The organism is Prauserella endophytica (genome assembly GCF_005146945.1).
GTDB lineage: Bacteria > Actinomycetota > Actinomycetes > Mycobacteriales > Pseudonocardiaceae > Prauserella_A > Prauserella_A endophytica.
Map to the genome: position 1 here is coordinate 15,639 of NZ_SWMS01000012.1, position 25,257 is coordinate 40,895.

Genomic DNA, 25,257 nt, shown 5'->3' on the forward strand with positions numbered 1-25,257 from the left:
GAGTGTGACGACCATGATGGACGGTTCCATGATGGGCTGGTTCTGGCTCTGGCCAGTACTCCTGCTGATCGGACTAGCCCTGCTGGCCTACCTGATCTACCGGCTCATGCAGGACCGACACGGCGGTGCCCAAGAGGGCACCTCCTCCGCGCACCGGATCCTCGACGAGCGATATGCCCGCGGCGAGATCGACGAGCAGGAGTACCGCAGCCGACGAACCGACCTGAACTGAGCCAATCAATCAACCGACACCAGCCATTGTGCTGCCGTCAAGGACAGCCGGAACGTGGAGTATGACCATGAAACCTCCCAGATTTCCGTTGATGCCACTACTGCCCATGGGGATGATTGCTGCCCTCGTCGTCCCCAACGTGCTAGTACTTCGGAGGCTTCGCGCTCTCGAAATCCGCTTGCCCGATCTGGCGCAGTAGCGGTACCGAAACCCAGGCACCCTGTGCTTGTTAACCCGGCGTCACCGTAGCCAAAACCCCGGGCTGAATTACATTGGCTCGCACGCCGTGTCTTGCAGACGACGCTGATGTCCACGAATTACGGCGGCCGGTGTCTCGGACCGGGACCTCCCCCGTCAGCTCGCGCTACGATTGATGGTCGGAACGCCCCAGCAGTGAGGCGCCTACTCGTGCCATCCCTCGTTCGAGCAAGCCGAGTACGGCAATGGTTTGAGCAGGCCTGCGAAGGGAAACCCGGTGGACCAGCAATCAGTAGGCGATAGAGGAGACGTCATGATGCCCCGCACGCTGCGCTCAGCTGCTCTGTCGATCGGCGCCACCGCCCTCGCTGCCGCTCTCACCATAGGGAGTGTCTCCCCAGCAGCCGCTGCGTCGGAGAACCGTGGTGCAGGTGCTGACCGCTGCCCACCGGGATTGGCCCAGGCAATGCAGGAGATGATGGACAGCTCAGCCATGCAGCAGCTCATGCAGAATGCCAAGGACAACCCTGCCTTGGCGCAGGCGATGCGGCAAATGATGAACTCTCCCGGTATGGCGCAGCTCATGCGGGATTGCGGAATGCGCCCCATGTGACCCGCCTGCTGCTGTGCACCGAGACATCCAAGGAGAGGTTGGACCGCCTGCGGTGCGATCGCGATCGCCTTACCAGAAACCGGCTCTCCTGCTGTCGGGCCAGTTCCCCAGCATGGTCTTCGAACACTTGCGGGTCGGACCACGAAGTTCATGCCCGAATCCAGCATCAGATGCGCCACGTCCGGTAGCTCGACCTGTCGCGCGACAACTCCCGTTGCATCTCGAAGCCATCGGCGGGGCCGGGTCAACCGCAACAATTCATCTTCGATGCCGAGGTCGAGTTCGAGTTCGAGCAAGAACGCGATCGGGTAGCCGTCTTCGTGCCGACGCGCCGTAAGCATCGGGGCGGACCATGCCGCCGAAGAGCCGGCCGCAGCGCAGCTCGGACCACCACGCGGTCAGTCGTCCGCGGGCGGCGCCGGGCTGTCGGCTGAGTGCGACGAACCGCTGGAAGCGGTCGACGACGCGCCCCTTGAACAGGTCGAGCAGGCGGTGGTTGGCCGCACGCATGGTCGGGTGGCAGAGCTCGACGACCTGCTGCACGTTGACAAGTAGGAGGTGGACCAGCGCTCACCCCCGGTGCGGGCGAGCCGGCCACGCCGGAAATTCCGTTCGCGTTACGGACCCTGACGGGTTGTGCGGCGGGCTAGGTCGGCGGCGTAGGCGGCGCCAGACCTATTGGCCTGGTGGGCCCAGTATGTGGCGGTGTTGATGTGGATGCCGAGCAGCTTGCTGAGCACGACTGGTGGCAGCTGGCTGGCGAGGTCCATGAGGACAGTGCTGCGTGCGGAGCCGGGCCCCGGATACCCAGTGGGTGAAGTCTGGTCATGAGGCGGGCGGCGCTGATCGGCCGTCCCGGAGCGCCTCCGGGAAACAGCCAACGGATGGTTGGTCGGTGTGGCCGAGGACGGCGTGCCCGCGCCGGTCGTCGGCGAATTGGCACACGAGACCGTCCAGCGGACTGGGCAAGTCCACTGGCTCGGCGCCCAGCACGATCCGAGTTTCGCCATCCTCATGGACGATCTGGTCACGTCTCAGTCGGGCTAGTTTGGACAATGGCTGCCCGAACAGAAGCAGAAGCAGGCCAGGCCCGAAGCGATCTTGCACGGCGACGCTGTTCTCGTGCAAGAGGCGGCGGACCAGAGCCACTTCAGTAGCACCGACCCCATCGCGACGTCGAGCAGGAGGACGGCGAGCCGCCAGACTACGTCGCAACGGTGACCGACCGCACGCTGCATCCGATCGCCGTGCTGTGCCTGCTGGAATGCTACGAGTACCAGGCCAGCGGCACGATCGTCGGGCACCAAGCGAGGCGCACGATTGGACACGTCGCTTACGCGAGACGGTGCTGACCCGGCTGCCCGCCGAGGCCAAAGCGACCGTACGCCATGGCACCGACTATGTCCCGGCCTACCGGCTTCTAGCTGCCTACACCGAGACACCCTGGGGCATCGCGGAACTCGACCAGATCCCCGAAGTCGGCGACGGCGTCATCGAGGTCCCGGTGATCCAGAAAGGACTGCGCGCGGAGGTCCTGACCGGCCCGATCCACTGCCCCAACAAGGGCCTGTCCTACCGCGTCCGCCACGTCACCATCCTCGGTGTTGGGGAAGACCGGACGCTGCCAGCCTTCGCCCCGATCTCCGAACCCTCCGACGACGCGCCGAGCGTCTACCTGTTGTTCCAGTACGGCCGCTACGTCGTGCGCCCGGCAGACGCTCCGCCCGGCAAGTGGTTCATGGCCTCCGGCGCTCACCTCCACACGGGTGATGGGCGCTGGCGCGAGCTGATCGGGCACTGACTGCCCATCCCGCTGCACGACCGCACCGAGCCCTAGCCGGACCAGCGCCAACCGCAGCTGTGGAGTCCACCGACCCGAGCAAGCCCTGCCCATCGAGGAGTTGAACCATGCCTTCACACGACGAACTGCACGCCCGGCTGTTCCTTCTGCGCGCGGCCGAACCACCCGCGCCCGCCCTTCACCACTACGTCGCCGTCCACGGGCCGGTCGACGCCGTCGCGCAGATTCGGCGCGGCACCGCCCCCGCCGCCGTGCTCAGCGAGGTCACCCGGCCTGACGCTCGGATCGACGACGACCTGCGGGCACTCGACAACTGCACGGCCCGCCTGCTCAAGCCCGAAGACGGCGACTGGCCGCTCGGAAGGCGGATCGGCCTAGCCGGCCTCGGCGTTCCGCTCGCGCTTTGGGTGCGCGGCAGCGGTTCGTTGGCCGAGCTCACCAGCCTCGCCGTCACCATCACGGGCGCCCGCGCGTCGACGGAGTGCGGAAACACAGTCGCGGGGGACGTCAGTTACAAACTCGCCCGTGCCGGGGTGACCGTCCTCAGCGGCGGCAGCCTCGGCGTTGACGAAGCAGCGCACCGCGGCGCACTGGCCGCAGACGGCAGGACGGTCGTCGTGCTCGCCAACGGGGTTGACCGGACCCATCCGCACCAGCACGCCCGGCTCTACCAGGCGGTGATCGAGCAGGGCGGGTTGCTGGTCAGCGAGTACCCGATCGGCACACGACCGACCCGCATCCGGTTCCACGCGCGGTGCCGGCTGTTGGCTGCTCTCGCCGCGGCGACCGTCATCGTCGAGGCAGGACAGCGCAGCGGTGCCCTCGCCGTGGCCCGTGCCGCTGGAGAACTCGGCCGCCGGGTCTACGGCGTGCCGGGCTCGATCCACTTCGTGACGTCGAAGGGCGTGAACGAGTTGCTGCGCACCGGCGCCGCCACCGTGGCCAGTTCGGTCGAGCACATCAACTACCAGGAGGGAGTGCGATGACCGGCCCGGACGCCTTCCTGACCGCACTGACCGCCCTCGACCTGCCGCCCGAGTGGCAGGTCGAGGTGGCCATCCGTCCACGACGGCGCAAGACCGGCATTCAGGTCAATCCGGAGGCGGCGCCGTGCTGATCCCACCGACGGCCACCCCGGAGCAGGTTGCGCGGTTTGTCGGCAGCCATCGTCGATGGATCCGCCGAGAAGGTCGAGAGAGCCACGCGGTTGGCCCCGGATCACGCGGTAAAGGAGCTCGTCGACGGCGAGGAGTTCGACCTGCTCGGCCAGCGTTACCGGCTCCAGCTCGTCGACGCCTCGCCCGCGGGCACCGCACAGCTGCCTCTGACCACGTCCGACGGCGTCTTGTCCGCGCGGAGGCAGCGGCCAGAGCTGGTCCGCCGGGCAGTGATCGGGCTGTACCAGCAGGTCGGGCTCGCTTGGTTGCGCCGCGAAGGGCGCCACTACGAACTGGACGGCCACATCGCCGGCCTGAGCTACGCCGTGCGCGACCTCGGACGGCGCCCGTTAGGGCATCTACGAGGGGCCGCCGAAGCAAACGACGACGCTGCACTGGGCCGTGTTCGGCCTGCCGATGCGGCTCATCGAGTACGTGCTCGTCCACGAACAGGCGCACGCCACCCAGCCAAACGGACGCGCGCCCACGGCCGCGCATGACAACGGCGGATGTACCTCTGGATGCCGGACTGGCAGCAGCGCCGAACGGAACTCGCCGAGGTCGGCCGTCACGCTTGGCTCGGCGATTGAAACCGCAGGGCAAGAGGGGCGCATTGGCACAATCTGGTGGGTCCCGCGCCGGACGCAGTGCGAACAGCCAGGTCCGGCGCGAAACCCACCAGATGTCGAACTGGAGTGTTGTCCTCTACAGCGTGATACAACATGGAGTGCGGGTCGACACGATCTGCACCACGAGCGACCTGGAAGGAGGCAGGAAGTGGACAAGGAACAGCACTTCGAGCTGCTTCGGGAAAGTGCTGCCGAGGTCAAGGAACTCCAGGATCGGCTCCAGAGCGTCCGTGATCAAGAAGCAGCGCTTCAGGCCCAGCGGGTCACGACACTCGACGAGCTCAAGAAGGCCCGTGACGTGCGGTTCGATCGCATGACCGCGGCCATCGAGGACAAGGTCCCGAAAGCGCAGGTCGCCCGCGCCCTGGGCATGGACCGGACCAACCTGTACAAGCTGCTCGAAGGCAAGGAAACCGAACAAGACACCACGGCCGGCTGACGTCCGCGCTATCGCCGAACCGCTGGCGACCACGCTCAGGCGCCGGCCCCAACGCATGGAGGATGGGTGTATCTACAGCGGGTGGCTGTGCGCGGGTTCCGAGCTGCCGGCGACGAGGAGATCGTCTGCGAGTTTCCCGGACGCTTCTCGCTGTTGGTCGGAGCGAATAACGCTGGCAAGAGCACGGTGGCGGACGCGTTGTACCTGGCGCACCCGCACAGCTTCCCGCAGATCTCTCGACCCACTGTCGCCACCCTCGCCACCGCCCCGCCCCGCCAGATCGACATCTCGTACGCATTCAGCGCCGAGGCGGACGAGGGCCCGGTCGGGCAGATGTTGCAGAACCTCGCGATGCCGGCACCGACTTGGACCCGTCAGCTCGAACGGAACCTTGGCCGCGTCCGCGCGAAGACCGTTGGTTCGGAACCTGAAGAGTTCGACGCGCTGCGGCTCATCTACCTGCCGGCGTACCGCAACCCGCTCGACGAGTTGGCCCGCCGGGAGGCGCAGGTCCTGATCGAGTTGTTCCGCGCGGAGCAACAAGCCCGCAGCGGCCATCGAAACTTGGCTGACCTCCGCTCCCGCGCGAGGAGACTGCTCGATGCCCTCACTAAGACCGGCCTCATCGAGGCCGTCGAGCAGCGCGTCCGCGGTCACCTCACCGCGCTGTCGTCCGGAGTCAGCCACCAGTTCGCATTCGTCGGGGGGCAGGTTGTCGACGACGCGTACCTCGCCAGGGTGCTGGAGTTGCTCCTGGGCGCTATCGACGACCGAGCTTTCGCCCAGCGACTCGAAGTATCTGGCCTGGGATATGTCAACCTGCTGCACATCGCCGTCACCCTCGCCGCCATTCCGGACATGACCAAGTCCGCCGAGGCTCCAGAGGGAGGGGACGCGGGAGCTGACGAGGACGGAGCCGATGCGGGCGCTCAGGAAGGAGCAGATGAACTCACTGAAGCAGAACGGGACGCCCAACGCGAAGCTGAGGCGGAATCGCGAGAAGACGCGTTCTTCCCTGATCGGTTTCACGTCACGGTCGTTATCGAGGAGCCCGAGGCGCACCTGCACCCGCAACTGCAACACGGCCTGACCCGGTACCTGCGGCAAATCACCTCCGCACGGCCGGAGCTTCAGACGATCATCAGCAGTCACGCAGGCGACATCATCTCGGCGTGCAAGCCGGATGAACTGGTCGTGCTGCGGCGGCTGCAGGACGGACGACGCGCCTCGCGCGTCATGGCCACCATGCCCATTCACGACAAGAAGCGAACCTTGCGGATGGCACGGCTGCACCTTGACACGACCCGGTCGTCCGCGCTCTTCGCGGAGCGCATGATCATCACCGAAGGCGTCACCGAGGGGGCGGTACTACGGCAGTTCGGCCGCTTCTGGGCCGGACCCGACGACCTCAAGCGCCGGTTCATCGAGGCGCTCACGATCACCGTGATGGGCTGCAAGCCAGGCCGCTGGCCAGTCGACCTTCTGGCGGCACCTGGGCACGAGATTGCCAGCCGCATCGCCATATTCACCGACACCGATAAGCGGCCTCCCGAGACCTTCACCCAACCCCAATGGCTCAGCAAAAGCGATCCCCAGAACGTGCAGGGCTTCTACAACCAGCCGACGCTCGAACCAGCCTTCACCCCCGGCAACGAGGAAGCCGTGCGCGAAGCCCTGACACAGATCAGCGTCACGCCACCTGAACCCTTCACTCCCGACGCCATCGACACCCTTTTCGCCACCACAGGCAAGAAGCGCAAGGCCGAGTTCGCGCTCGCCTTCGCAGACGAACTCATGCGCCGCAGCGAAGACGGCGAACATGTCACGGTGCCTGAACACGTGGCAAAGATGTTCGATTTCCTCTACGCCGCCGCAAAGGACGACGATGCCGACCCGATCGCCGCTGACCTCTGAACAGCGCGCCGCCGCGACGACCACGGCGAACCGCGCGTTCATCGTGGCAGCACCAGGATCAGGGAAAACCACCGTTGCCGCAGAGCGATTTGGCGTGATCCGGTACGACACTCCCACCGATCTTCGCAGGATCCTGGCGCTCAGCTTCACCAGATCGGCGCGCGGTGAACTCGCTGCTCGAATCCGTCGCCGCTGGGGTAGCGGAGCGCTCTCCTGGCCCCACCAAGCCCTCACGCTCGACACACTGCACTGCGAAATCCTGGCGTTTCTCCTGCGACGGCAGGTCATCTCCTGGATGGGCGACCATACGGAACTAACCGTTCTGGACACGTGGAGAGGGCAGACCGGGGCCCGCTGGATGTCGAAAGAGATGGACTACCGGCGGATCGCCGTGCTGCACGGGACCACGGTCGGATCGCATGGCGTCAAGATCACGAGGCCCGACTACAACATCGGCGCCAAGAGACACTTCGAGGAGCACCTGGCGGCTGGACGATGTACGCACACCGAAGTGCGTCAGATCATCGCCGCTGTTCTTCGACGCGCCGAACTGCGCATGGAGGTAGCCAAGTACCTTACCGCTACCACGAAAGCGATCATCGTCGACGAGGTGTTCGATGCAAACGAGCTCGATCTCGAACTCGTTCGTCTCGCGGCGTCCGCCAGAATCAGTACCACTGTGATCGGTGATCCTTGGCAGGCGCTGTACGACTTCCGTGGTGCCCGTCCAGAGCTCGTTCCCCAACTTGTGGAACACGAGGGGTTCGAATCTTTCCCCGTCTCGGCGTCTTTCCGCTTCGAGACACCGGCGATGATCGGCATCGCCGAGTTGGCGCGAGCACACCGACCGATCGCTCTCGACGTGACCAACGACGCCACCGAATGCAACGTAGTTCTCGCGCACAGGTGGGACAACCTCTGGACAGGCCCCGACTGCATCCTGCCTTTGTCATTCGGCCGATTGGACAACCAAACTGATGCCGCGATCGCGCTTCTGCTGGACCGGCTCGTGCAGGGACACTTCGGACACGCTGCAATCTACGCCGACGAAGCAGCAGCGCTGCTCGGTCTTGAGCCAGACATAGTCCGCGCTGAAGGAGCCCTCCTTGGAGCAGTACTTGAAACACTCCGACCGGCAACCACGCAAGCGGCTACGGCAGCGATCACAGCACTCAGGGCGGTACTTCGCCTACTTGGAAGCCCTCGCCAACTCCGTCGCATGCCAGAAGCCGGGGAGGCTGTCCAACTAGACCGGCTACTCGCCTTGGCACGCCGCATGAACCAGCCACATGTGGTCGCCGGAATGACAGTGCACCAAGCAAAGGGACGTGAATGGCCAGTTGTCGGCCTGCGACTCGCTGATGTCGAGGTGGCCAGGCTGACGGCAGGGCTGAAACAGGAACGTTTTGACGATCGCGTCCTGTACGTTGCTCTAACCCGTGCTGCAAAGAAAGTCGTCCGCTGCTGACGAGCACCGATTCTTCTGCTACAAGCGCGAATCGACCGTGGGCCGCGAGGCCGCCAGATAGTCATCCCCGTTCCAGCGGTAGTTGCTGACCTGGACCGGCTCGCCGAACGTCGGGGCGTGCACCATCTTCCCTGCACCGATGTACAGGCCGACGTGGTGGACGTTGCCGGTTGTGCCGTAGAAGACCAGGTCGCCGGGAAGCAGCGGTTGGCCGGCGGGCACCAGTGGACCCGCGTTGTACTGAGTCTGCGCGGTACGAGGCAGGTTGATGCCGGCGGCGTTGTAGGCAGCTTTGGTGAGGCCAGAGCAGTCGAAGCCGGCATGGCCGCCGGCTGGTCCGTTGCCACCCCATACGTAGGGCAGGCCGAGTTGGCCGCAGGCGAAGTTGATTGCCATGATCGCGGCGGGGTTGGGTGCCTGGATCTTGTTGCAGTCGCCGGTTCCGACGGTGGCGGTGCCGTACCGTTTTGCCTGAGCCAGAACGCCGTTGACGTACTCCTCGTCATGGTTGTAGGCGAAGAGCGCCTTGCGGATGTCTTTCTGTGCGCCGGAATCGCACAGGTAAAACGCGGCGGCGTAGATGGCGTCGTGCGGGTTGTAGCGGGAGGGCGGATTCGAGCCACCGGGCGGGATCGTGTGGCGTGCAATCACACCGTCGAAGGTGGGCTTGAGGAACTGCATGGGGCCGCCGGCCCCCATGTAGTTCTCGCCTTCCGTGATGCCGTCGCCGGATCCGCGGCCGTGCTTGGATTCGGCGTCGCCGATCGCGGCGAGGATCGTCCAGTCCAGCCCTGGGCACACGGAGGCTGCGGCTCGGTAGAGCGACAGGTAGTCGTTGGGGATCTCGGCGACCGCGGCCTGGCTCGGCTCGGTGCCACCGGTACCGAACAGCGCACTGACGATGGCTTTGCCGACACCCCCGATGAGGATGGGGATAGCGATGATGGCCGCGACAGCGGCAACGGCGATCTTCATGGAGTCACCTTCCGGAAGTGGCTGGTGGGTAGGGGTGGTGGGTGCGGGTCCGGCGCGGCCAGGTCCGCGGGCGCCTGCTGCGCTTGAGCCGATGTCGAGGACTGGACAGCGGTGGGCGGTGCGACGTGGGGCCAGAACCGCGCGAGCTCGACGAGCCGCAGTCGACCCGGCCGTCGCGACGCCGGACCGGAGATCGGCAACCACCGCGCGACGGCGGGGTTGTCCTCGCCAGCCACGCCAGCGACATCTGCGGCGCTGGTGGCTACGGGCACGAGCGCTGGCCGGTCCAACTGGGACAGGGCGTCGGCGAGCGCCGTGAGCACGTTGGTCTCGCGGCGGTTGGTGGGCAGCCACACCAGGACGGGTGTGGTGATTCCTGTTGCGATGGCGAGCTTTTCGTAACCGTGGAGCTTGCGGGCGAGCTTGCCGAGGTCCTCGGTGCCGAAGTCGAATTCGAGGAAGAACTCGATCTGGTGGCCGTCTTCGCGCCAACGGCCGTAGGCGTCGGGGCGGACCATGTCGCCGAAGAGCCGGCCGCAGCGAAGCTCGGACCACCACGCGGTCAGGCGGCCGCGGGCACCTGGCCGTCGGCTGAGTGCAACGAGGCTGGTGAAAACGCCGTTGACGCCCACGGTGTGTGCGAGGCGCAGGGAGTGGGCGATGCCGATGGCGTCTTCGTGGCGGTAGCCCAGTTGCTTGGGGTCGAGACCATCCTCGTAGGCGAGGGCGACCGAGCCGGCGATGTCGAGCACGTAGTGCATCGGTGCGGTGCCGGAGCTGACGAACGGCTGAAAGCGGTCGACGACGCGCCACTTGAACAGGTTGAGCAGGCGGTGGTTGGCCGCGCGCATGGTCGGGTAGCAGAGTTCGACGATCTGCTGGGTGGTGAAGACCTTGTGCTCGTGCAGCATCCGAGCAAGCCAGCGGTCCCGGAGGGTGAGCCGTCCGGCGAGCTGGGCGTGGTGCTCCCCGGTGGTGGCCGCCCGTGGCGTGGGGCGTTGGGGCATGTGCCCGCGCAATGCCCTCTGAGGCGTGGGATTCGAAATCATGGGTCGGCACCTCCCAGTCGTTGGGCCGGAATGGGGGAAGGTGAAGGCAACGCATGCGGGATCACCGGAGCGGAACGGGCGCGATAGGTGAGCCCACATGCGTTGCGGGAGAACAAGGCCCGACAGGTCAGACCGCGCGGCGGGGGTCTACAGTGGGCTGACCGGGGCGGCCCGTTGCGTTGTCGGCGTTGGTGACGGGCGGGCGGGTATTGACCCTGGCTGCTTTGCGGATTGCCTTGGCGCGTCCGGGAATCGCGGGCGGGAGCTTCTCGGTAACCGCGGTGAACGGCGGCGCTTCCTCGCCGCCCAGGACTAGCCGAGCGGCGACGTGGTACACGCCGAGATTGGACAGGTCGTGATCGCTCAGCCGCGGCATGGTGTGCCGGGCCAGCCGCTTGGCGTCCTCGGGCGAGGCGTTGAAGAAGATCTTGCTGCGCGCGTTGGTGCTGACGCCCTCTTCGAGCTCCTTCGGTAGCTGTCCGAGGTACTGGTGTGCCAACGCCATGGAGAGTCGGTAGCCGCGGGCCTCGGCGAGCATGTCCTCCAATGGATAGGCCAGGTTCAGGAAGTTGTGGCACTCGTCCACGTACAGCCCGCAGTCGCGGCGTTGGCGCTGCGGGACGCGAGCTCGGCGAGTCGCGGCCTGCCAGGTGCGGGCCACGACGATGGAACCGACCAGCCGCGCGGTTTCCATCCCTAGCGCGTCGCGAGCGATGCGCACCAGGCAGATCCCACCGGTGTTGAGCACCTCATCCATGTCCATAGTGGACGTTCCACCGGCGATGGCGGCGCGGACGAACGGGCGCAGCAGGAAGCCGCGGATTTTGTTCATCAGCGGCGCGATCACTTGTGCGCGGCTGGCTTCGGACAGGTCGTCGTACCAGGACCAGAAGCCCTTGAGGACCTCGTCATCGATCTGGTCGCAGGCCCGTTGCCGGAACGCCGGCACGGTCAACAGCTTGGGCAGGTCGACCAGCGTCGGGGTACCGGGCATCGCGGTCAGGGTGAGCAGCCCGGCGCGCAGGATGTCGTCGGTGCGCGGCCCCCACGACGAGGCGTAGATCCGGGAGAAGATCGAGACCAGGTTGTCGACCGCGCGGGCCTTATCCGCTCCCTCCAACGGGTTGAGCACCGGCGGGCGGGCGCGGGAGTCGGCGTCGAACAGCACGACCTTCTCGCCGAGCTCCTCGGGCAGGCGCATCAGGATGTCCGACACGAGGTCGCCCTTCGGATCGACCACGACGACACCTCGGCCGGCCTCGGCGTCGGCCAGGATCATCCGGGCCATCAGCTCCGACTTGCCGCTACCGGTGGCGCCGAGGATGTGCAGGTGGTGGCGGGCGTCGGCGACGTGCAGGCCGACCGGGCGGGAGTGCCCGGAGTCCGACAGCCCCAGGGGCTTGATCTGCTCCCCGGCCGTGGCGATACCCGGCGGGGGCGGCACGGCCTTCGCGCCGGCCCGCTGCAGGCCGGGGGTGGACTCGTCGATCGGCAGGTGCGCGATTGCGGCCAGCTCGAGGATCGAGAGCAGGTCGCCCTTGCCCAGGCGGCGTTCGGCCAGCACGGCGACCGGATCTCGACGGATCCGAACCCGGCGGTAGTAGTTGTGCTCGGAGTAGGCGGCGAACGCCGAGGCGATCGCGTGCCCGCGACCCCGCAGCACCTCCCGCACCGCCTGAACCTCGCCCGACGTGGCGTCCTCGGGCACGGTGGTGGCCACGGCGTAGCAAATACGGGTCTCGAATTGGTTCGCCCGCAGCTTCTCGACCACAGCACGGTCCTGGGCGGCGTACTCCAGGCTGGTCTGCCGATCCAGGCCCGGCGTCCGCGTGCTGGTCGACGACTTCGGGGTCTTGCCCGGCGTGATGACGTCGAGCAGCCGGCCGACCAGATGAACCGACCCGCCCGCGTGCACCCGCCGGGCGGCGCGGCGGGCTTTGGTCACTCGGTGGCCGGCGACCGGGCGGGCGAGGATCTGCACGCATGCCCGCTCGTGCGGGCCGAGCCCGACCGGTGCGCCGAGCATCGCGCGAATCGGGTCGGCCGGGTGCTCGGTGCGGATCGGCAGTGCTTCCGAGCGCGCCAGCCGCAGCTCGCCACCGACCGCCTCGACCCGCCGACCCGCTGCCGTCGTGGTCGGGATCGGGGGCTTGGCGGGGGTGGTGCGGGTGTGCGCGCCGGGCCAGGCGGCCTCGATCGCGCGCTCGACCATGCCGGGCGGCACCAGGCCCGGCACCCACAGCCGGATCTGCACGCCGTCGTCGGTGAATGTCAGCTCGAAGCTCAGGTGCGGCTGCCCGCCGAAGCGACGCCGCCACCCCGGCCGCAGCAATCCGACGAGGTTGGACCACACCGTGATCGCCCCGGACGGGTCGACCGTCGGCGGCGCGAGCACGGTGATCAGGCGAGCATCGATCATCAGGCGCTGGTGGTAGCGGCGGCGCCACCGACGGCGCGCGACGACCGCGGCGGTGACAGCGACCGCGAGCACCGGCCCGACGATCGGGCCCCAGGTCAGGGCGAGGTCGCGCAGGTGCGCCAGCACGTTCTGGAACGCGCCGAGCGGGTCACGCAGGTAGTCGCCGACCGGTGAGGCGAGCACGTCCGCGGTCTGCTCAATATGCGGTGGGATGAGGGCGGACAGGGGTGTGGCGGTGATTGGCCAGGACATCGGGGACCTCCCCACGCAAAGCGGTCGACGGGACGGATGCGAGCTGCGGTCAAGCCGCCCACGGCTGGTCAGCCGGCTCGGCCGTGGGCTGCTGGCTGTGGTCGGGGCGGGTGTTGTCGACGACGAGCCGCAGGTGCCGGCGGCCTCGGCGGGCGGCGCGGTCGGCGTCGACCTCGGCTTGCCACGCGGAGAACCGGCGCCCGGCCAGCCGCTTGAGGTAGGCGGGAATGCGGTTGGCCGGCACCCCGACCAGCCGCGGGCCCAGGACCGCGAGCAGGTCGCTGGCTTCCTGCGAGGCCCAGCCCGCCTCGGCGATCGCAGGCTCGTCGGGAAACACATCTGCGATCCGGTCGACGGCGGGATTCAACGCGGCATCCTGTGTCCCGCCATACGAGTAGACCCACAGAAAATTCGGCGGCGGGCCAGGCTCGACGAGCGTCCGGAATCGGGACACCTCTTTGGTGTAGGCGTAGAAATTCGTGTCGGGTCGAGTCCGGCAAATATCCAGCCATGCCTGAAGGTAGGCGTCGGAGAAGAAATCGCCGCTGTCGTGAATTCTGATCCAGGCGCCCCGGAACTTGGCCGCGCCGAGTTCCGCGACCATGGCGGCCTGCCAGCCGGCCAGGTCGTCCAGGACGTACATCAGGTTCGCCTGGTGCTTGGCGCGGACGACCGGCCAGGTGTAGGTGCCGTGCCGGGCGTAGCACGCCTGCGCGCAGATTCCGGCCGACGGACAGGTGTTGTAAGTGCGACCGTCAGCCAAGCGGCCGGCCCAGGCCGGCAGCGACCAGTTCCACACGCCAATCTGGCGCATCTCGCTGTTTTGCGTGAGCAGCCGCGTGGGCCGGTTAACGGTGGCGGAAATGGGCAATGACGTAGACATGGGTATCCCCTGGGTGCGATTCGGTGTATACGGATTGATTCCTGCGATTAGGCGGCGTCGAGTTCGATCTGCGACGCGTTGCCATCGTCGAACGAGTCCGCGATTCCCGCGGTGTCGTCCGCGCCGAGTTCGACGAAGGAGTTCTCGATTCCCGACGAGGTGTCGGAATACCCGGCGATTTCGGCGGGGTCAGTCGTGACCAATTGATGCTCGACCGGTGAGGCGATGGACTGGAATGCCACGCGCTGCGTCCCGGTCGACAGGAGGCCCTGGCCACGGTCCGCGGAGAGCAGGAACTGGCGCTCACCCATAGACAGGTCGAAGGTGCGGGTGATCTCGTCGATCGCCTGGGAGGCTTGCCGCAGCAGGATCTGCGTCGCGGCGTTGGCCACCACTGCCTTACCCAGATCCGAGCCCAGGACGTCCGCGGTGTCCTGGGTGGCCACCGTGAGACCGGCCCACTGTTTCCGGGACGCCTTAGCCATCCGGAACAAGAACTCCGCGCCCGCGGGCTCCTTCATCAACAGCCACGCCTCGTCGACCACGACCAGCCTGGGCTTGCGGATGGCCGGGTTAGAGACCTGCCGCCACACCGCGTCGAGCGTCAGCAACGTGCCGATCGGCTTGAGCTCGTCGGCGAGATCCCGCAGCGAGAACACCACCAGGTGTCCCTCCGGACGGGTCGACGTCGGGCCGGAGAACAGCCCCGAGAACGCGCCGGTGACATACGGGTGCAGCCGCGCCGCGAGTTCCACCCCGGCGGGGTCACCGGTCCCGGCGAGGACCTCGGCGAGGTCGGCCAGCAGCGGCGCCGGGCGGGTCCAGGTCCGCGGATCCGAGGTGATCCCCACGCGCTGGTAGGTCGCGGTGATAGCCCGGTCCAGTGCCGCACGTTCGGTCGCTTCGAGCTCACTGCCCAGCAGCACCGAGATCACCGTGTGCAGGAACAACGACCGGCGGATCAGCGCGTTGCGCGGTGCAGTGCGGCGCCCGTCCGGGCGGGTGTGGATCGGCAAGTCCATCGGGTTCAACCGGACCTGCTCGGCACCGAGGTGCACATACGTTCCGCCGACCGCGGCGGCCAGCCGGGCGTACTCGTCCTCCGGGTCGATGACGTGGATCTCGATCCCGCGATACAACGACCGCAACAACTCCAGCTTCACCAGGTAGCTCTTGCCCGCGCCGGAGCGGCCGAGGATCACCGAGTTGTGGTTGTCCAGGGCGAACCGGTCATGGTGGACCAACCCCTGGCTTCCGACGTTGAAGCCGTAGAGCACGCCGCTCGGTGCGCCGACCGAGGTCGGGTCGGGCGGTGGCAGGTCCGGTGAGGTGAACGGGAACGCCGCAGACAGCGCGCTGGTGTCGAACGTGCGGCGCATGCCGACGAGGTCCAGACCCATGGGCAGGCTGGTGATCCAGCCCTGCATGCTGCGGTACGTGGTCGGTTTGCAGTCCAGCAGCAGCGACGCCGCCAACGACCGGATCGCGGCGACCTCGTCGCTGAGGGCCTCCTCGGTGGGAGCGTGCACGGTCAGGTACAGCCCGAGCCGGTAAAGCTTGCCCTCGCCACGGGCGACCCGTGCGGACAAGTCGTAGGCATCCTCGGTGGCGGCTTCGACGTGCGGGTCGACCAGCCGGCCCTTCTCACTGGTGTGCCGGCGACCGCTTTCGAGCTTCGACAGCTGCTTCTTGAGACGGTTGGCCGCGGTGACCGGGTCGATCGGCTCGATGTGCAGCGAGACGTCGACCCGTCCGGGGTAAGTCAGCAGCGGCTGAAGCCACCCGTTGTGCACTTCGCGCGGGTAGCCGACGACGGCGAAGCTCGCGACCCATTCGCCACCGACTTCCAGCGCACGAGGACGGACGGAGATGGCGTCCGGAGTGAACGCGCTGGCCCGCCCGAGCGGCGGCTGCACGCTCTGGGCCTTCCGGCCGCGGCGCTTGTCCTTGGTCTTCATCAGCGGTACCTCCCCGCGGAGTTGACGTAGTCGTCGGGGTCCTCGGCGGTGTCGTCGAAGCCGTCATCCCAGGCGTCCTCGGCCTCGCCGAACTCGTCGTCGGTGGGGAACGCGGCGCGGCCGAACGCGCCTGCGTCCCAGCCGTCGTCCGGGGCGGTGGTGATGACCTCGTCCGAGGCGGCGAGACCGGAGTTCGGCGGGATCACGCTGTCGGGGTTGCAGGCCGCGGCGAGCACCGCGGTGGCCTGTCCGGCGTCCAGCGGGGTGACCACGATCCCCGAGGGGGACAGCAGCTCGACCGCCTCGCTGAGCCGGCGGACCAGCCGGGCTTCGGCGGCCCGCCGGGTGGCGTCGTCGACCAGGGCGGCCTGCTTGGCGGCCCTGCGTTTCGCGGTCAACGCGGCCAGTGGCGAGGCGCTGCCGAGTCCGTCGGTCGGGCCCGTGGTGAGCAGCGGTTCGCGCAGGATCAGCAGCACTTGGCGGCGCAGCAGGTCGGTGGCGCGGCCGAGTTGGTCGAGGTACTCGGCGTGCTCGCGCGCCGCCTGTTCCAGCGCCGGGTGCGGCAGGCCGCCGGCCTGTTCGCGGAGCTCGGCGATCTGCCCGGACAGGTCCAGTCGTTCCGCGCGGATGAGCACCTGCACGGGTGCGGTCAGCGAGTGCAGATACCGCCCGAAGGAGGCGACGAGGGACTCCTGCTCGCCCGGGGTGCGCAGCCCGAAGTTGATCGTCGAGCAGACCGCGACGACGGCGACCCCGTCCTTGCAGAGGTCGATGACGCCGGTATCGGTGACCGCTTCGGCGGGCAGCCGCAGCGCGGCCGGCGAGACCGTCGACGCCGCGGCGTCCCCGCCGTCCTTCCCCTGGGCGCGGCTCTTGCTGCTGGTATTCGTGACCTGTCTGCCCAGCCACTCGGGGGCCGGGCGGATGCCTTCCGGCGCGGCCACTCGGTGCTGCGGGCTCATCCGCTGCCGCAGCGCCGCCAGCACCAACCGGTCGAGGGTGATGCCGTCGCGCTGGCCGAGCGCGAGGAACGCGGCGGTCACCCCGATCGGGATGGCGACGATGAGGAACGCCACCAGCGGCACGAACTCGCGGGTGATCGTGTACGTCCCGTACAGCACAATCCCAGTGATGGCGAGGATGAGCAGCTGCCGCGCCGTCAGCGGACCGATCACCCGGTCCTCGCGATCGACGTCGGCAGGAATCCGGACGGGCTGACTCATTTCCCTTCACCTCTTGGAGCGGGTTTCGGCGTGCGGAACAGCGCCGGCGGAACGGACTGGGTGCGCCGGTAGGCGTCGCCGATGCGCGGCTCGGGCTGTGCCTGCCGGAACACCGGCGCGGCAGGCGCGGACGCCGACGTGGGTGGCGACGACGGCTGCGGTGCCGGCGGCGTGGCGGGTCGGAACTGCAACTGCGGGGGCACAGACGCGGTGCGGATCGGGCGGGCCGGCGGCGGGGTGGCGCCGCGTCGACGCGGCCCACCGGCTGCTTGGAACTGGGGCGCCGATCCCGGCCGCTGCCCTCGCCGCGGCGGTGAGATCGGCGTGGCGGGCCTGGGTGCGGAACTGAACTCAGGAGGCATGGCTGGTCCCTGGTTTGCCGGGGTGACGGCGGGGTCGTGGGTGGTGTCTTGGGGTGAGGGCTGCAGGAACTGCGGCGTCTGCGAGGGCAGCCGCGACCGGCGGGCCGCGCGGACGCGCTCGGCGTCCTGGGCCGCCTTGAGCCGCTTGTTGACCATCTCCGGGGTGGGCGCAAGGCGCGCCTGAGCAGGCCACGGCGAATTTGCCGACCCGCCACCGCGACCCCCACCACCTCCGCCGCCGCTCTTCGCCCCGACCGCGCCGCCGACCTTGCCCAGTGCGCCGGTCTTCCCGGCGACCATGCCGAAGGTCTTCGCCGCGATGTAGGCCTTCGCCAGCCCTCCGAGGAACGACCGGCCAGAGCTGACTTTGGCGGCCGATAACAACCAGAACGGGATCTTGAACAGGATGAAGAACAAGGCGATCGCGGCGACCAGCGTGCCGAGCGCGGACAGCGTCGAGCCGAACAGATGCACGCCGCCGGACAGGAACGTGCGCACTGCGGTGATCAGCACCAGCGCTTGAGCGACCTGGATCGCCAGCGTCGCGGTGATCGCCTTCCACCACCAGCGGGCCAGCGGGTCGGTGTGCGGCAGGGCGTGGAACATCAGGAACAAGGGGCCCGAGATGATCAAGACGAGGGTGATGACGATCCGGACCACGTAGACGACCAGCAGGCCCAGGCCCACCACGACGAGCACCAGGCCGACCAGGATGATGAACAGTCCGCCGGTCTGGATGCCGGCGACGGCGTCCTTGAGGGTGTTGCCCAGCGAGGGCGCGTTGACCCCGTCGCCGAGGATGCCCAGGGTCAGGCCGTTGGCCAGTCGGATGAGCTTGTCGGCGAAAAACAAGCTCAATGCCGAGGCCATGAACGCGATCGGGATCCGGGGCCCGATCTCCTTGATCGAGTAGCGCGCCTGGACGCTCTCGTGGCCCATCACGACGATGCCGCCGAGGAGGATGAGCAGGCCGTAGGCAGCGACCACGAGCTCCCACGAGTTGTTCCAGAGTTCGCCGATGCCGGGTAGGTCGCTGATCGTCGGTGTGGACAGCGCGGTGTGCCCGATCAGTTCCAGGATCGGCGAGAGCGCAGCTTCGACGATGCTGCGGAACGCCGAGTTGATGGCCTCGGTGATGCAGGCACCGATGTCGGTGATCCCGCAGTCCGAGTCGCTGACACCGTTGCCGCTGCCGGGCTGCTGCGGGCCACTTGTCGGTGGCGGCGTGGTCGGCTGCGGGATGCAGTCCTCACCCGTGCACGGCGTGCTTGGCGGCGCCGTCGATGGGCTGGGCGCGCTCGGCATTGGGAGTGTGGGCTGTGTCGGTGTGGGAGGCGGGGCACAGGGGATCGGCCGCGGCTCAGGCCCCAAGCAAGGATCCGGGTTCGGTGTGGTCGGCTGCGCCGAGGCGCTGACCGCGAGGACCCCGACCAGGAGCACGACGACGCTCAGCGCCAGCATCCAGCCCGCGTACCAGCGCCAGTGCCGACCAGCCGGCGGCCGGTCGGCGCTGGCGTCGGAGACCGGGGAGAGCATCGCTCGGTCCCCGTCGATTCGTCCGGCGGCAGCGGTCGCGACCGGTCCGCCGGACCGGCGGTACGGGCGAACCGTGGGCGGGGTGCCGGCCATCGGTCAGGCCCCCACGATCCCTTTGAGGATCTCCACGACCAGCGGCGCGAGCGCTGCCAGGCCGTAGCCCCACCCGGCGGACTTGAAGGCGGTCTTGGCCTTCTCGACCTCGCCGGGGTCGCCACCGCCCATCACGTATCGGACACCGCCGATGGACAGGAACACCGTGGCCAAGCCGGCCAAGATGCCCATGATCCAGTTGCGGACGTTGTTCAGGACCGTGGTCACCGAATCTGCCAGAGCGACGACCATCGTGTCGGCGTGCGCCGCCGACGCCGACGCCAGCAGCGCGAGGACCGCCAGCTCGACAATCAACGCCACGTGCGACCAGCGGCGGGGACGGACCGGAACCCAGGCCTCCGGCCTAGTGACCGGAGCACTGGTCGGCTCGCTGCCGGTGATCTCGGCCGGCGTGCTCGACGCTGGGGCCTCGGCCGGCGGCTGCGGAGTGCCATCGAGGCGGGCGCTGCGCGGTCCGCTCGCGGCGGGGAAGAATCGATCGATCAGGCGCATTGGGGCACCTCCGAAGGTCGGGCTGAGCGCGGGGATGTCCCGCAGCCCTGAACTCCGGATTTCGCATCCGTTTTGGACACGCGACCCTGAACTTTCTGCCCCGACTCGACCTCACTAACCGACACGGACAGTGACGACCGCGGCAAGTCGCGGGCCGGTGCGACCGGTCGCGCCAGGGCCACTGCGGTGGCTACCTGGTCGGTCAACGGGTCGGTCGGATCGGTCTCGGCGACGCCCTCGCGCAGGTACGCGGCGAGCCGGAGCTCGGCGCGTTTGCGCGCCTTGTAGACCGCCCACTCGCCGGTCTGGTGCCGCGCAGCCCAGTCCGCGACGGGCACCTCTTCCAACCGAGTCGCACCAATCAGCGCGGCCTCGGTCTGAGTCAGGACTCCGTCCGCGACCGCGCGGGCAAGGACCAGATCCGGGTGACCCCACGGCGCGTGCGGCGGGGTGGATCGGAACCCTGGCGCGACCGGAGTCGGACCCGCCAGCGCCTCGGCGAGCGCGTAGTAGCCGGACCGGTAGGCGGCCCACCGCAGCCGCAGCATGATTCGCGGCGGACGCAGATCGATGGTCGACAACGCGGTCAGGAAGCCGCGCAGAACCTCGGCGTGCACGTCGGCCGGATCGTTGGCGAACCGGTTGGTCAAGGTCGCCGCGACAGAAGTCAGCGCGGGCAGTGCGACCCCGACCGCGGCGATCGTCCAGGTCGCTCCTTCAGTACGGGAGCGCAGCACCAGATGCGCCCACACCGCGTCCCGCGTCGCCTGCGGGCACCGGCGCGCCAGCAGTCGGTCGCGGACCTCGTCCAGCGCAATGTGCCGGTCCGGCAGACCGGGAAAGAGCCGGCCGTTCAGCGATATCGGGTGCGGCCCGGTCACTAGCCAGGTAAACGTGTCCCGCGCGATATCCAATGAGTTCGGGACGGCCTCGTCGCCAGCGCGACGGAAAACGGATTGTGCTGCCATGTCGTGACTCCCACGGCGTCGATGTGAACAACAACGACGTCAGGAAGCCACGACCGATACCACGGAAATACCACATCATTACTAGGCGCCAACTAGCGAACCGCGCCGAGGCTACTAGCGAACTACTATTTCATCCCACGAACACCATGAAGCAAGATCAACAAAGCGCCCTCGTGGCCCGCGTAACCCGATCGACGCTAGTAGCCGACGAACTGCAGTTATAGTTGGTCACTAGTACGACGCTAGTAGCCGAACTGCGCCCGGATACAGTCGGCACTCAAGCTCAACCTGGCACCGCCGAAAAATCTTGAAAAATCTGACCACAGAGTGGCCCAGAAGACGGTGGGCGCCGACCTGGGTCGACGGAACGAGCGGCTCAGCGTCGAGGCTTTGGCAGAACTGTTCGAATCACGCCAAGTCGCCATTAACATGCACCTTTGCCATCTCAAATAAGTTTGGCGAGGCGTGTCCAAAACGGGGTCGAAATACAGAGTTAAGGGGCGTCAGAACGCACAGCCCCACCTCGTCGGAGGAGACCCGCGATGACCCCGACACACGGCAACGGCTCCCCAGGAGACGGCTCCCAGGAGCACGGCCCGACCGACCCCCCGACCGTCCCGATCCCGCTACCGCAGAGGCGGCGAACACCACGCCTACGCACCCTGCGCCTCACGCTGCACCATCCTCGTCCCGCCCAGCCGAGCACCGTCTGGCCGTGCGCTCAAGACGAACTCCGTGAGGGCACCGGGCTGCTCGCCAACTGGTTGCTGACTGCGGTCATCAAGATCGTCACCACCTACACCCAGCCCGGCCAGCGAATGCTCCTGCTTGCCCCCGCGCCCTACCTCGCGCCGCCCGCATCGTGGTCACCAACGGCGGGCCGTAACCAGTCCCGGCCCGGCCCGTACGCCGGACTACACGAAGCGGGCTGGACCGTGGTACGACTCGGCCGCAGCATCCGGACTCAGACGGCCGTCGCGCACCCCAACCTGGCCGGCGAACACTCCGGCGACGCGTCGGCCGAGGCCGAGTCCGGACCCCGACCCCGCACCGCCAGTCCGACCACCGACCAGCCCGCCGAGCCGTGGGCACACCGTCGTCCCGGACCGCACTCGACCGCGACCGGCGTCGGTCCGGACCGCTACGACCTCGTCATCACCACGGCCGAACCGCGCACCCTCGACGGGGTCCGTCCGGCCGACTGGGCCGGTCTGCTCACCCCGACCGGCACCCTTGCCGTCATCACACACGGTGAGCGAGCCCGTGGTCGGCTCACCGACCCCGCAAGCTCGCTCGTGCGCGCCGCGCACCATGCCGGACTGCGCTATATCGATCGCATCGCCCTGCTGCGCGTGCCCGTCCGCGACGGCGCACTCGCCGTCGCGACCCCGGCCACGCACTCCCGTTCCCAGGCTCCGGCACGACCGCTCGCGACGCCCGCTCGGCACATCCAGGTGCACGACGACCTCTTCGTGTTCACCCGCCAGCCGGCCCCGACCGACACCGCCGACGGGGAGGAGACCTCCAATGGCTGACCGTCCCACGTCGCCCTGGCCACTCCCCCTGCCACCGGGGGAGGAGCCCTCAATGCCGTCCCTATCGGTCTGGCCGACCGGGCAGCGCGACACTCTCGCGCAGCTGCGCGACACCGGCTGTGTGCCCGGCACCGAGACCGACACCGAGCGGATTCCACCCGCCGTCGCCGCCCATGCGATCGCCACCTACACCCGTCCCGGCGACCTCGTTCTCGACCCGGATTGCGGGGCCGGCACCGTGCTGACCGAGGCGCTGCGCGCCGACCGTCGCGCGCTCGGACTGACCGCCCGCACCCAGTGGTGGACGCTCGCTCGCGCCAACGTCACCGCCGCCAAGACCACAGGCGCGTGGCGCGACGGCTCGGTCCTCGACGCCCGCCCCAAGGTGCTCGCGACCATCCGGGCCGCAGGGTTGATCGGACGAGTCGGACTCATCCTGACCAGCTTGCGCACCGCGCCTGACCGCGCGACCGGTCCGGGCCGCGACCCGGTCGAGTCCGCCCTCGCCGACCTTGCCACAACACTGCTCTACTGCGAGCCGCTGCTGCGATCCGGCGGACACGTCGCCGTCGTCGCGCGGCCCCTCCGGTGTCCGGACGGCTCGCTGGTCGACCTGGCCACACCGGTGCTCGCCGCCGGAACTTCGGCCGGGCTGGCACCGGTCGAGCGGTGCATCGCACTGACCGCCGGACTGCGCGGCAGCCGGCTGGTCACCCGCGCTTCGCTTGCCGAACGCCGCGCTGCCGCCCGAGCACTCGCTGCCGGCGCGCCGACCGCGCTCTCCGCGCACCACGAAGTGCTTGTCTTCCAGCTCGCCCACGACGCCGAACTCGCCGCCGCCGCGGCAGTCGGCATCCCGTGGCCGACCGAGGACGAGGTGATCCGGCCCGCCGTCAACCGCGTCACCTACCCCGGCTGGGGACGAGCAGCATGACGACGCGCCTGTACTGCCGTGAATGCGGCTGGCATCCCGAGTTCCGCGGCAAGCGCGCTGCACTTCGCGCCGCCGCCCGCCACCAGTGCACCGGCACACCTGTGCCCGAGACGCGTCCACCCTGGTGGTCCCACCTGTGGACAAACCTGTGGACAAGGCAGTCGGATACCTCCGCCGTCGACACCGAAGCAGGTGCGGACGACCCGACCAGTAACAGCGAATTGGTCGACGCCCGCGGCAACCACATCCAGTGGGCCGCGCCCGCCGCGCACCACGCCGAGACCACCCGACGCGCCCGCCAGGCGATGGTCGAACTCGTCCGCGCCGGCTACCAGATCGGGCCCCCGCCCTACGGCTACCGCGCCCTGCGCATCCGGGTCACCGACCCCAGCGGACACAGCAAACTGCGGGCGGTCCTCGTCCCAGACTGGCAGACCGCCGCCGCCGTCAAGCAGATCTTCATCTGGCGGGCCGACCACGGCCTGACGTTCGCCGTCATCGCCGCACGACTCAACAGCGACCCGAGCCAGTACGCAGCCCCGGTGCCCAACGGGCGGTGGACCCCCAAGGCCGTCCGGCGGATCGTCACCAACGTCAAGTACACCGGCCGCCAGGTCTGGGCCCGCACCATCGCCGGCCGCCCGGCACCCATCGAGCAGTGGGTCACCTCGGCGCCAAAGGTGCACGAGCCACTCGTCGACGAGCGCACCTTCCACCGCGCCCAGCCCGGCCCCACTGAACTCCCGCCCAGTGCGACAGACCCGGCCGACTCCCCGCCGAGCGCGGCATGAACATCCGCCGGTGGACCGTCGCCGCCGTGGTCCTGTTCGCCGGGTACGCGGCGACGATCGCCGGCGCGAACTGGGCCACCTCACTCTGGCCAGCGGTCGCTATCGCGGGCCTGCACGTTCCCGCAGGCGCGTTCTTCGCCGGGCTCGCATTCACCGTCCGGGACCTCTTGCAGGACGCTGTCGGCACCCGGACAACGCTGCTCGCGATCGCCCTCGGCGCGGCGTTGTCCGGACTGGTCGCCGAGCCGCGCATCGCGCTCGCCAGCGCGGCGGCCTTCGCCGTCTCCGAACTTGTCGACCTCGCCATCTACACCCCGCTGCGCGACTGGAGTCACCTCGCCGCCGTGAGTGCGTCGAACACGGTTGGACTGCTCGTCGACAGCCTGCTGTTCCTGCCGCTGGCCTTCGGCTCGCTGACCTACCTCACCGGCCAACTCGTCGGGAAGACCACCACCACGGCCCTGGCGGTCGCTGTGCTTGCTGGTGTCCGCGCTCGCCGGAGGGCGATGCCAGCGTGAGGTTCTACCTCGGCGTCCACCAACCCATCTGGCTGACCCGCGTGCCCGACATCCCGCTGCTGGTGTCGCACCGGCGGCTCGGCCACCGCCGCACCCTGCCCCGCGCCATCACGGAATGGGCGCTCGACTCCGGCGGCTTCACAGAGCTGCAGCTTCACGGACGCTGGCAGATCGACGAGAAGGATTACGTCCAGACGGTCCGGCGCTACGCCGACGAGATCGGCAACCTCGCCTGGGCGGCGCCGCAGGACTGGATGTGCGAACAGCGCATCCTGAAACGCACCGGCTTGACGATCCGCGAGCATCAACGGCGGACCGTGCGCAACCTCGTCCGCCTGCGGGAACTCGCGCCTGAGCTCCCTTGGGTGCCGACGCTGCAAGGCTGGACTCTGTCGGACTACGAACGCTGCGCCGACTTCTACGAGCAGGCCGGGATCGATCTGGCCGCCGAGCCGCTCGTCGGGATCGGCACGGTGTGCCGGCGCCAGAGCAGCGCCGACGTGGAGCGCATCATGCGCGCCTTCGCCACGCGCGAGTTGAACCTCCACGGTTTCGGCATCAAGATCACCGGCCTCAACCGGTACGCCGAAGCTCTCGCCAGTTCGGACTCGATGTCCTGGAGCATGCGCGGTCGATACGTATCCGGATGCGGTCCGAGCCATCGCACCGAGTCGAACTGTCTGCGCTTCGCGCTCAGCTGGTATCGGCAGATCCGAACCACGCTGGGTTCGGCAGGGCTGTCTGCGGACACCGTGTCCCCGCAGGTATTGGGGAGGGCCGCGTGATGGCCGTCGCCG

25 protein-coding genes are annotated in these 25,257 nt (G+C 68.4%); 16 read left to right on the forward strand and 9 right to left on the reverse strand.

The window, feature by feature from the left end; genetic code table 11:
- The first annotated feature begins 13 nt into the window (after positions 1-13).
- The 11 genes from FCN18_RS21240 (at position 14) to FCN18_RS21270 (ending at position 8,451) form a co-directional block, all read left to right on the forward strand.
- On the forward strand, positions 14-232 hold the full coding sequence (locus tag FCN18_RS21240; RefSeq protein WP_043830825.1) for an SHOCT domain-containing protein: 219 nt from the start codon (positions 14-16) through the stop codon (positions 230-232).
- Positions 233-743: 511 nt separating this feature from the next.
- Positions 744-1,043, forward strand: a complete 300-nt coding sequence (locus FCN18_RS21245; protein WP_137095937.1) for a hypothetical protein — start codon at positions 744-746, stop codon at positions 1,041-1,043.
- Between the two features lie 897 nt (positions 1,044-1,940).
- Positions 1,941-2,090, forward strand: coding sequence for a hypothetical protein (locus FCN18_RS39135; RefSeq protein ID WP_157376277.1), 150 nt, complete (start codon positions 1,941-1,943; stop codon positions 2,088-2,090).
- Between the two features lie 170 nt (positions 2,091-2,260).
- Positions 2,261-2,395, forward strand: a complete 135-nt coding sequence (locus FCN18_RS40590) for a hypothetical protein (RefSeq protein WP_267284186.1) — start codon at positions 2,261-2,263, stop codon at positions 2,393-2,395.
- Positions 2,389-2,844 (forward strand): hypothetical protein, encoded by a 456-nt coding sequence (locus tag FCN18_RS21250; RefSeq protein ID WP_043830822.1) that lies wholly within the window; start codon positions 2,389-2,391, stop codon positions 2,842-2,844. The genes FCN18_RS40590 and FCN18_RS21250 overlap by 7 nt, the downstream gene beginning before the upstream one ends.
- A 107-nt stretch (positions 2,845-2,951) precedes the next feature.
- Positions 2,952-3,830: a DNA-processing protein DprA gene (locus FCN18_RS21255; RefSeq protein WP_051171989.1), complete on the forward strand. Its 879-nt coding sequence runs from the start codon at positions 2,952-2,954 to the stop codon at positions 3,828-3,830.
- Complete coding sequence (locus tag FCN18_RS40595; RefSeq protein WP_264082894.1) at positions 3,827-3,961, forward strand: hypothetical protein; 135 nt, start codon at positions 3,827-3,829, stop codon at positions 3,959-3,961. Before FCN18_RS21255 ends, FCN18_RS40595 begins: the two co-directional genes overlap by 4 nt.
- A gap of 36 nt (positions 3,962-3,997) precedes the next feature.
- On the forward strand, positions 3,998-4,501 hold the full coding sequence (locus FCN18_RS39530; protein ID WP_072029960.1) for a SprT family zinc-dependent metalloprotease: 504 nt from the start codon (positions 3,998-4,000) through the stop codon (positions 4,499-4,501).
- Between the two features lie 277 nt (positions 4,502-4,778).
- Entirely contained in the window at positions 4,779-5,069 is a 291-nt protein-coding gene (locus FCN18_RS40225; protein WP_043830820.1) for a hypothetical protein, read from the forward strand.
- Positions 5,070-5,135: 66 nt separating this feature from the next.
- A complete protein-coding gene (locus tag FCN18_RS21265; RefSeq protein ID WP_076153525.1) occupies positions 5,136-6,983 on the forward strand; it encodes an ATP-dependent nuclease in 1,848 nt (615 codons plus the stop codon).
- Entirely contained in the window at positions 6,955-8,451 is a 1,497-nt protein-coding gene (locus tag FCN18_RS21270) for a UvrD-helicase domain-containing protein (protein ID WP_076153523.1), read from the forward strand. The genes FCN18_RS21265 and FCN18_RS21270 overlap by 29 nt, the downstream gene beginning before the upstream one ends.
- 18 nt (positions 8,452-8,469) lie before the next feature.
- On the opposite strand, the gene FCN18_RS21275 is transcribed toward FCN18_RS21270, so the two are convergent.
- The 9 genes from FCN18_RS21275 to FCN18_RS21315 all read right to left on the reverse strand — a co-directional run bounded on the left by FCN18_RS21275 (position 8,470) and on the right by FCN18_RS21315 (position 20,682).
- On the reverse strand, positions 8,470-9,426 hold the full coding sequence (locus FCN18_RS21275; RefSeq protein ID WP_043830815.1) for a C40 family peptidase: 957 nt from the start codon (positions 9,424-9,426) through the stop codon (positions 8,470-8,472).
- Complete coding sequence (locus FCN18_RS21280; RefSeq protein ID WP_323807863.1) at positions 9,423-10,433, reverse strand: replication-relaxation family protein; 1,011 nt, start codon at positions 10,431-10,433, stop codon at positions 9,423-9,425. Before FCN18_RS21280 ends, FCN18_RS21275 begins: the two co-directional genes overlap by 4 nt.
- A 169-nt stretch (positions 10,434-10,602) precedes the next feature.
- Entirely contained in the window at positions 10,603-13,146 is a 2,544-nt protein-coding gene (locus FCN18_RS21285; RefSeq protein WP_112285675.1) for a helicase HerA domain-containing protein, read from the reverse strand.
- A 49-nt stretch (positions 13,147-13,195) separates the two neighbouring features.
- Positions 13,196-14,029, reverse strand: coding sequence for a GP88 family protein (locus FCN18_RS21290; RefSeq protein WP_043830811.1), 834 nt, complete (start codon positions 14,027-14,029; stop codon positions 13,196-13,198).
- Positions 14,030-14,076: 47 nt separating this feature from the next.
- Positions 14,077-15,987 (reverse strand): VirB4 family type IV secretion system protein, encoded by a 1,911-nt coding sequence (locus tag FCN18_RS21295; protein ID WP_043830809.1) that lies wholly within the window; start codon positions 15,985-15,987, stop codon positions 14,077-14,079.
- Positions 15,987-17,210 (reverse strand): PrgI family protein, encoded by a 1,224-nt coding sequence (locus tag FCN18_RS21300; protein WP_043830806.1) that lies wholly within the window; start codon positions 17,208-17,210, stop codon positions 15,987-15,989. The genes FCN18_RS21295 and FCN18_RS21300 overlap by 1 nt, the downstream gene beginning before the upstream one ends.
- Positions 17,207-18,877 carry a hypothetical protein gene (locus FCN18_RS21305; RefSeq protein ID WP_228714066.1) on the reverse strand — a complete coding sequence of 557 codons (1,671 nt, stop codon included), beginning with the start codon at positions 18,875-18,877 and terminating at the stop codon, positions 17,207-17,209. The genes FCN18_RS21300 and FCN18_RS21305 overlap by 4 nt, the downstream gene beginning before the upstream one ends.
- A 327-nt stretch (positions 18,878-19,204) precedes the next feature.
- A complete protein-coding gene (locus tag FCN18_RS21310) occupies positions 19,205-19,453 on the reverse strand; it encodes a pilin (RefSeq protein ID WP_225950548.1) in 249 nt (82 codons plus the stop codon).
- Positions 19,454-19,704: 251 nt separating this feature from the next.
- Positions 19,705-20,682 carry a hypothetical protein gene (locus FCN18_RS21315; protein ID WP_137095938.1) on the reverse strand — a complete coding sequence of 326 codons (978 nt, stop codon included), beginning with the start codon at positions 20,680-20,682 and terminating at the stop codon, positions 19,705-19,707.
- Between the two features lie 542 nt (positions 20,683-21,224).
- On the opposite strand from FCN18_RS21315, the gene FCN18_RS39140 reads away from it, so the two are divergent.
- From FCN18_RS39140 to FCN18_RS21335, 5 genes are read left to right on the forward strand one after another with little or no spacing between them, the layout of a single operon-like run.
- Positions 21,225-22,217, forward strand: coding sequence for a hypothetical protein (locus tag FCN18_RS39140; protein WP_072029967.1), 993 nt, complete (start codon positions 21,225-21,227; stop codon positions 22,215-22,217).
- Positions 22,218-22,269: 52 nt separating this feature from the next.
- A complete protein-coding gene (locus tag FCN18_RS21320) occupies positions 22,270-23,151 on the forward strand; it encodes a DNA methyltransferase (RefSeq protein WP_051171987.1) in 882 nt (293 codons plus the stop codon).
- The gene (locus FCN18_RS21325; protein WP_081684792.1) at positions 23,148-23,942 is read left to right on the forward strand and encodes a recombinase family protein; all 795 of its coding nucleotides are present in this window, start codon (positions 23,148-23,150) and stop codon (positions 23,940-23,942) included. Before FCN18_RS21320 ends, FCN18_RS21325 begins: the two co-directional genes overlap by 4 nt.
- Positions 23,939-24,460 carry a VUT family protein gene (locus tag FCN18_RS21330; RefSeq protein WP_043830797.1) on the forward strand — a complete coding sequence of 174 codons (522 nt, stop codon included), beginning with the start codon at positions 23,939-23,941 and terminating at the stop codon, positions 24,458-24,460. Before FCN18_RS21325 ends, FCN18_RS21330 begins: the two co-directional genes overlap by 4 nt.
- Positions 24,457-25,245 carry a deazapurine DNA modification protein DpdA family protein gene (locus tag FCN18_RS21335; protein WP_043830795.1) on the forward strand — a complete coding sequence of 263 codons (789 nt, stop codon included), beginning with the start codon at positions 24,457-24,459 and terminating at the stop codon, positions 25,243-25,245. Before FCN18_RS21330 ends, FCN18_RS21335 begins: the two co-directional genes overlap by 4 nt.
- Positions 25,246-25,257 lie beyond the last annotated feature (12 nt).

Bases quoted from the DNA above. Each gene is read 5' to 3' on its own strand.
- FCN18_RS21280 (WP_323807863.1), bottom strand. From the start codon at position 10,433: ATGCCCCAACGCCCCACGCCACGGGCGGCCACCACCGGGGAGCACCAC.
- FCN18_RS21295 (WP_043830809.1), bottom strand. From the start codon at position 15,987: ATGAAGACCAAGGACAAGCGCCGCGGCCGGAAGGCCCAGAGCGTGCAG.
- FCN18_RS21270 (WP_076153523.1), top strand. From the start codon at position 6,955: ATGCCGACCCGATCGCCGCTGACCTCTGAACAGCGCGCCGCCGCGACG.
- FCN18_RS21300 (WP_043830806.1), bottom strand. From the start codon at position 17,210: ATGAGTCAGCCCGTCCGGATTCCTGCCGACGTCGATCGCGAGGACCGG.
- FCN18_RS21290 (WP_043830811.1), bottom strand. From the start codon at position 14,029: ATGTCTACGTCATTGCCCATTTCCGCCACCGTTAACCGGCCCACGCGG.
- FCN18_RS21330 (WP_043830797.1), top strand. From the start codon at position 23,939: ATGAACATCCGCCGGTGGACCGTCGCCGCCGTGGTCCTGTTCGCCGGG.
- FCN18_RS40595 (WP_264082894.1), top strand. From the start codon at position 3,827: ATGACCGGCCCGGACGCCTTCCTGACCGCACTGACCGCCCTCGACCTG.
- FCN18_RS21275 (WP_043830815.1), bottom strand. From the start codon at position 9,426: ATGAAGATCGCCGTTGCCGCTGTCGCGGCCATCATCGCTATCCCCATC.
- FCN18_RS21325 (WP_081684792.1), top strand. From the start codon at position 23,148: ATGACGACGCGCCTGTACTGCCGTGAATGCGGCTGGCATCCCGAGTTC.
- FCN18_RS21255 (WP_051171989.1), top strand. From the start codon at position 2,952: ATGCCTTCACACGACGAACTGCACGCCCGGCTGTTCCTTCTGCGCGCG.
- FCN18_RS21305 (WP_228714066.1), bottom strand. From the start codon at position 18,877: ATGCCGAGCGCGCCCAGCCCATCGACGGCGCCGCCAAGCACGCCGTGC.
- FCN18_RS21315 (WP_137095938.1), bottom strand. From the start codon at position 20,682: ATGGCAGCACAATCCGTTTTCCGTCGCGCTGGCGACGAGGCCGTCCCG.
- FCN18_RS21320 (WP_051171987.1), top strand. From the start codon at position 22,270: ATGCCGTCCCTATCGGTCTGGCCGACCGGGCAGCGCGACACTCTCGCG.
- FCN18_RS39140 (WP_072029967.1), top strand. From the start codon at position 21,225: ATGACCCCGACACACGGCAACGGCTCCCCAGGAGACGGCTCCCAGGAG.
- FCN18_RS21310 (WP_225950548.1), bottom strand. From the start codon at position 19,453: ATGGTCGTCGCTCTGGCAGATTCGGTGACCACGGTCCTGAACAACGTC.
- FCN18_RS21240 (WP_043830825.1), top strand. From the start codon at position 14: ATGATGGACGGTTCCATGATGGGCTGGTTCTGGCTCTGGCCAGTACTC.
- FCN18_RS21245 (WP_137095937.1), top strand. From the start codon at position 744: ATGATGCCCCGCACGCTGCGCTCAGCTGCTCTGTCGATCGGCGCCACC.
- FCN18_RS21285 (WP_112285675.1), bottom strand. From the start codon at position 13,146: ATGTCCTGGCCAATCACCGCCACACCCCTGTCCGCCCTCATCCCACCG.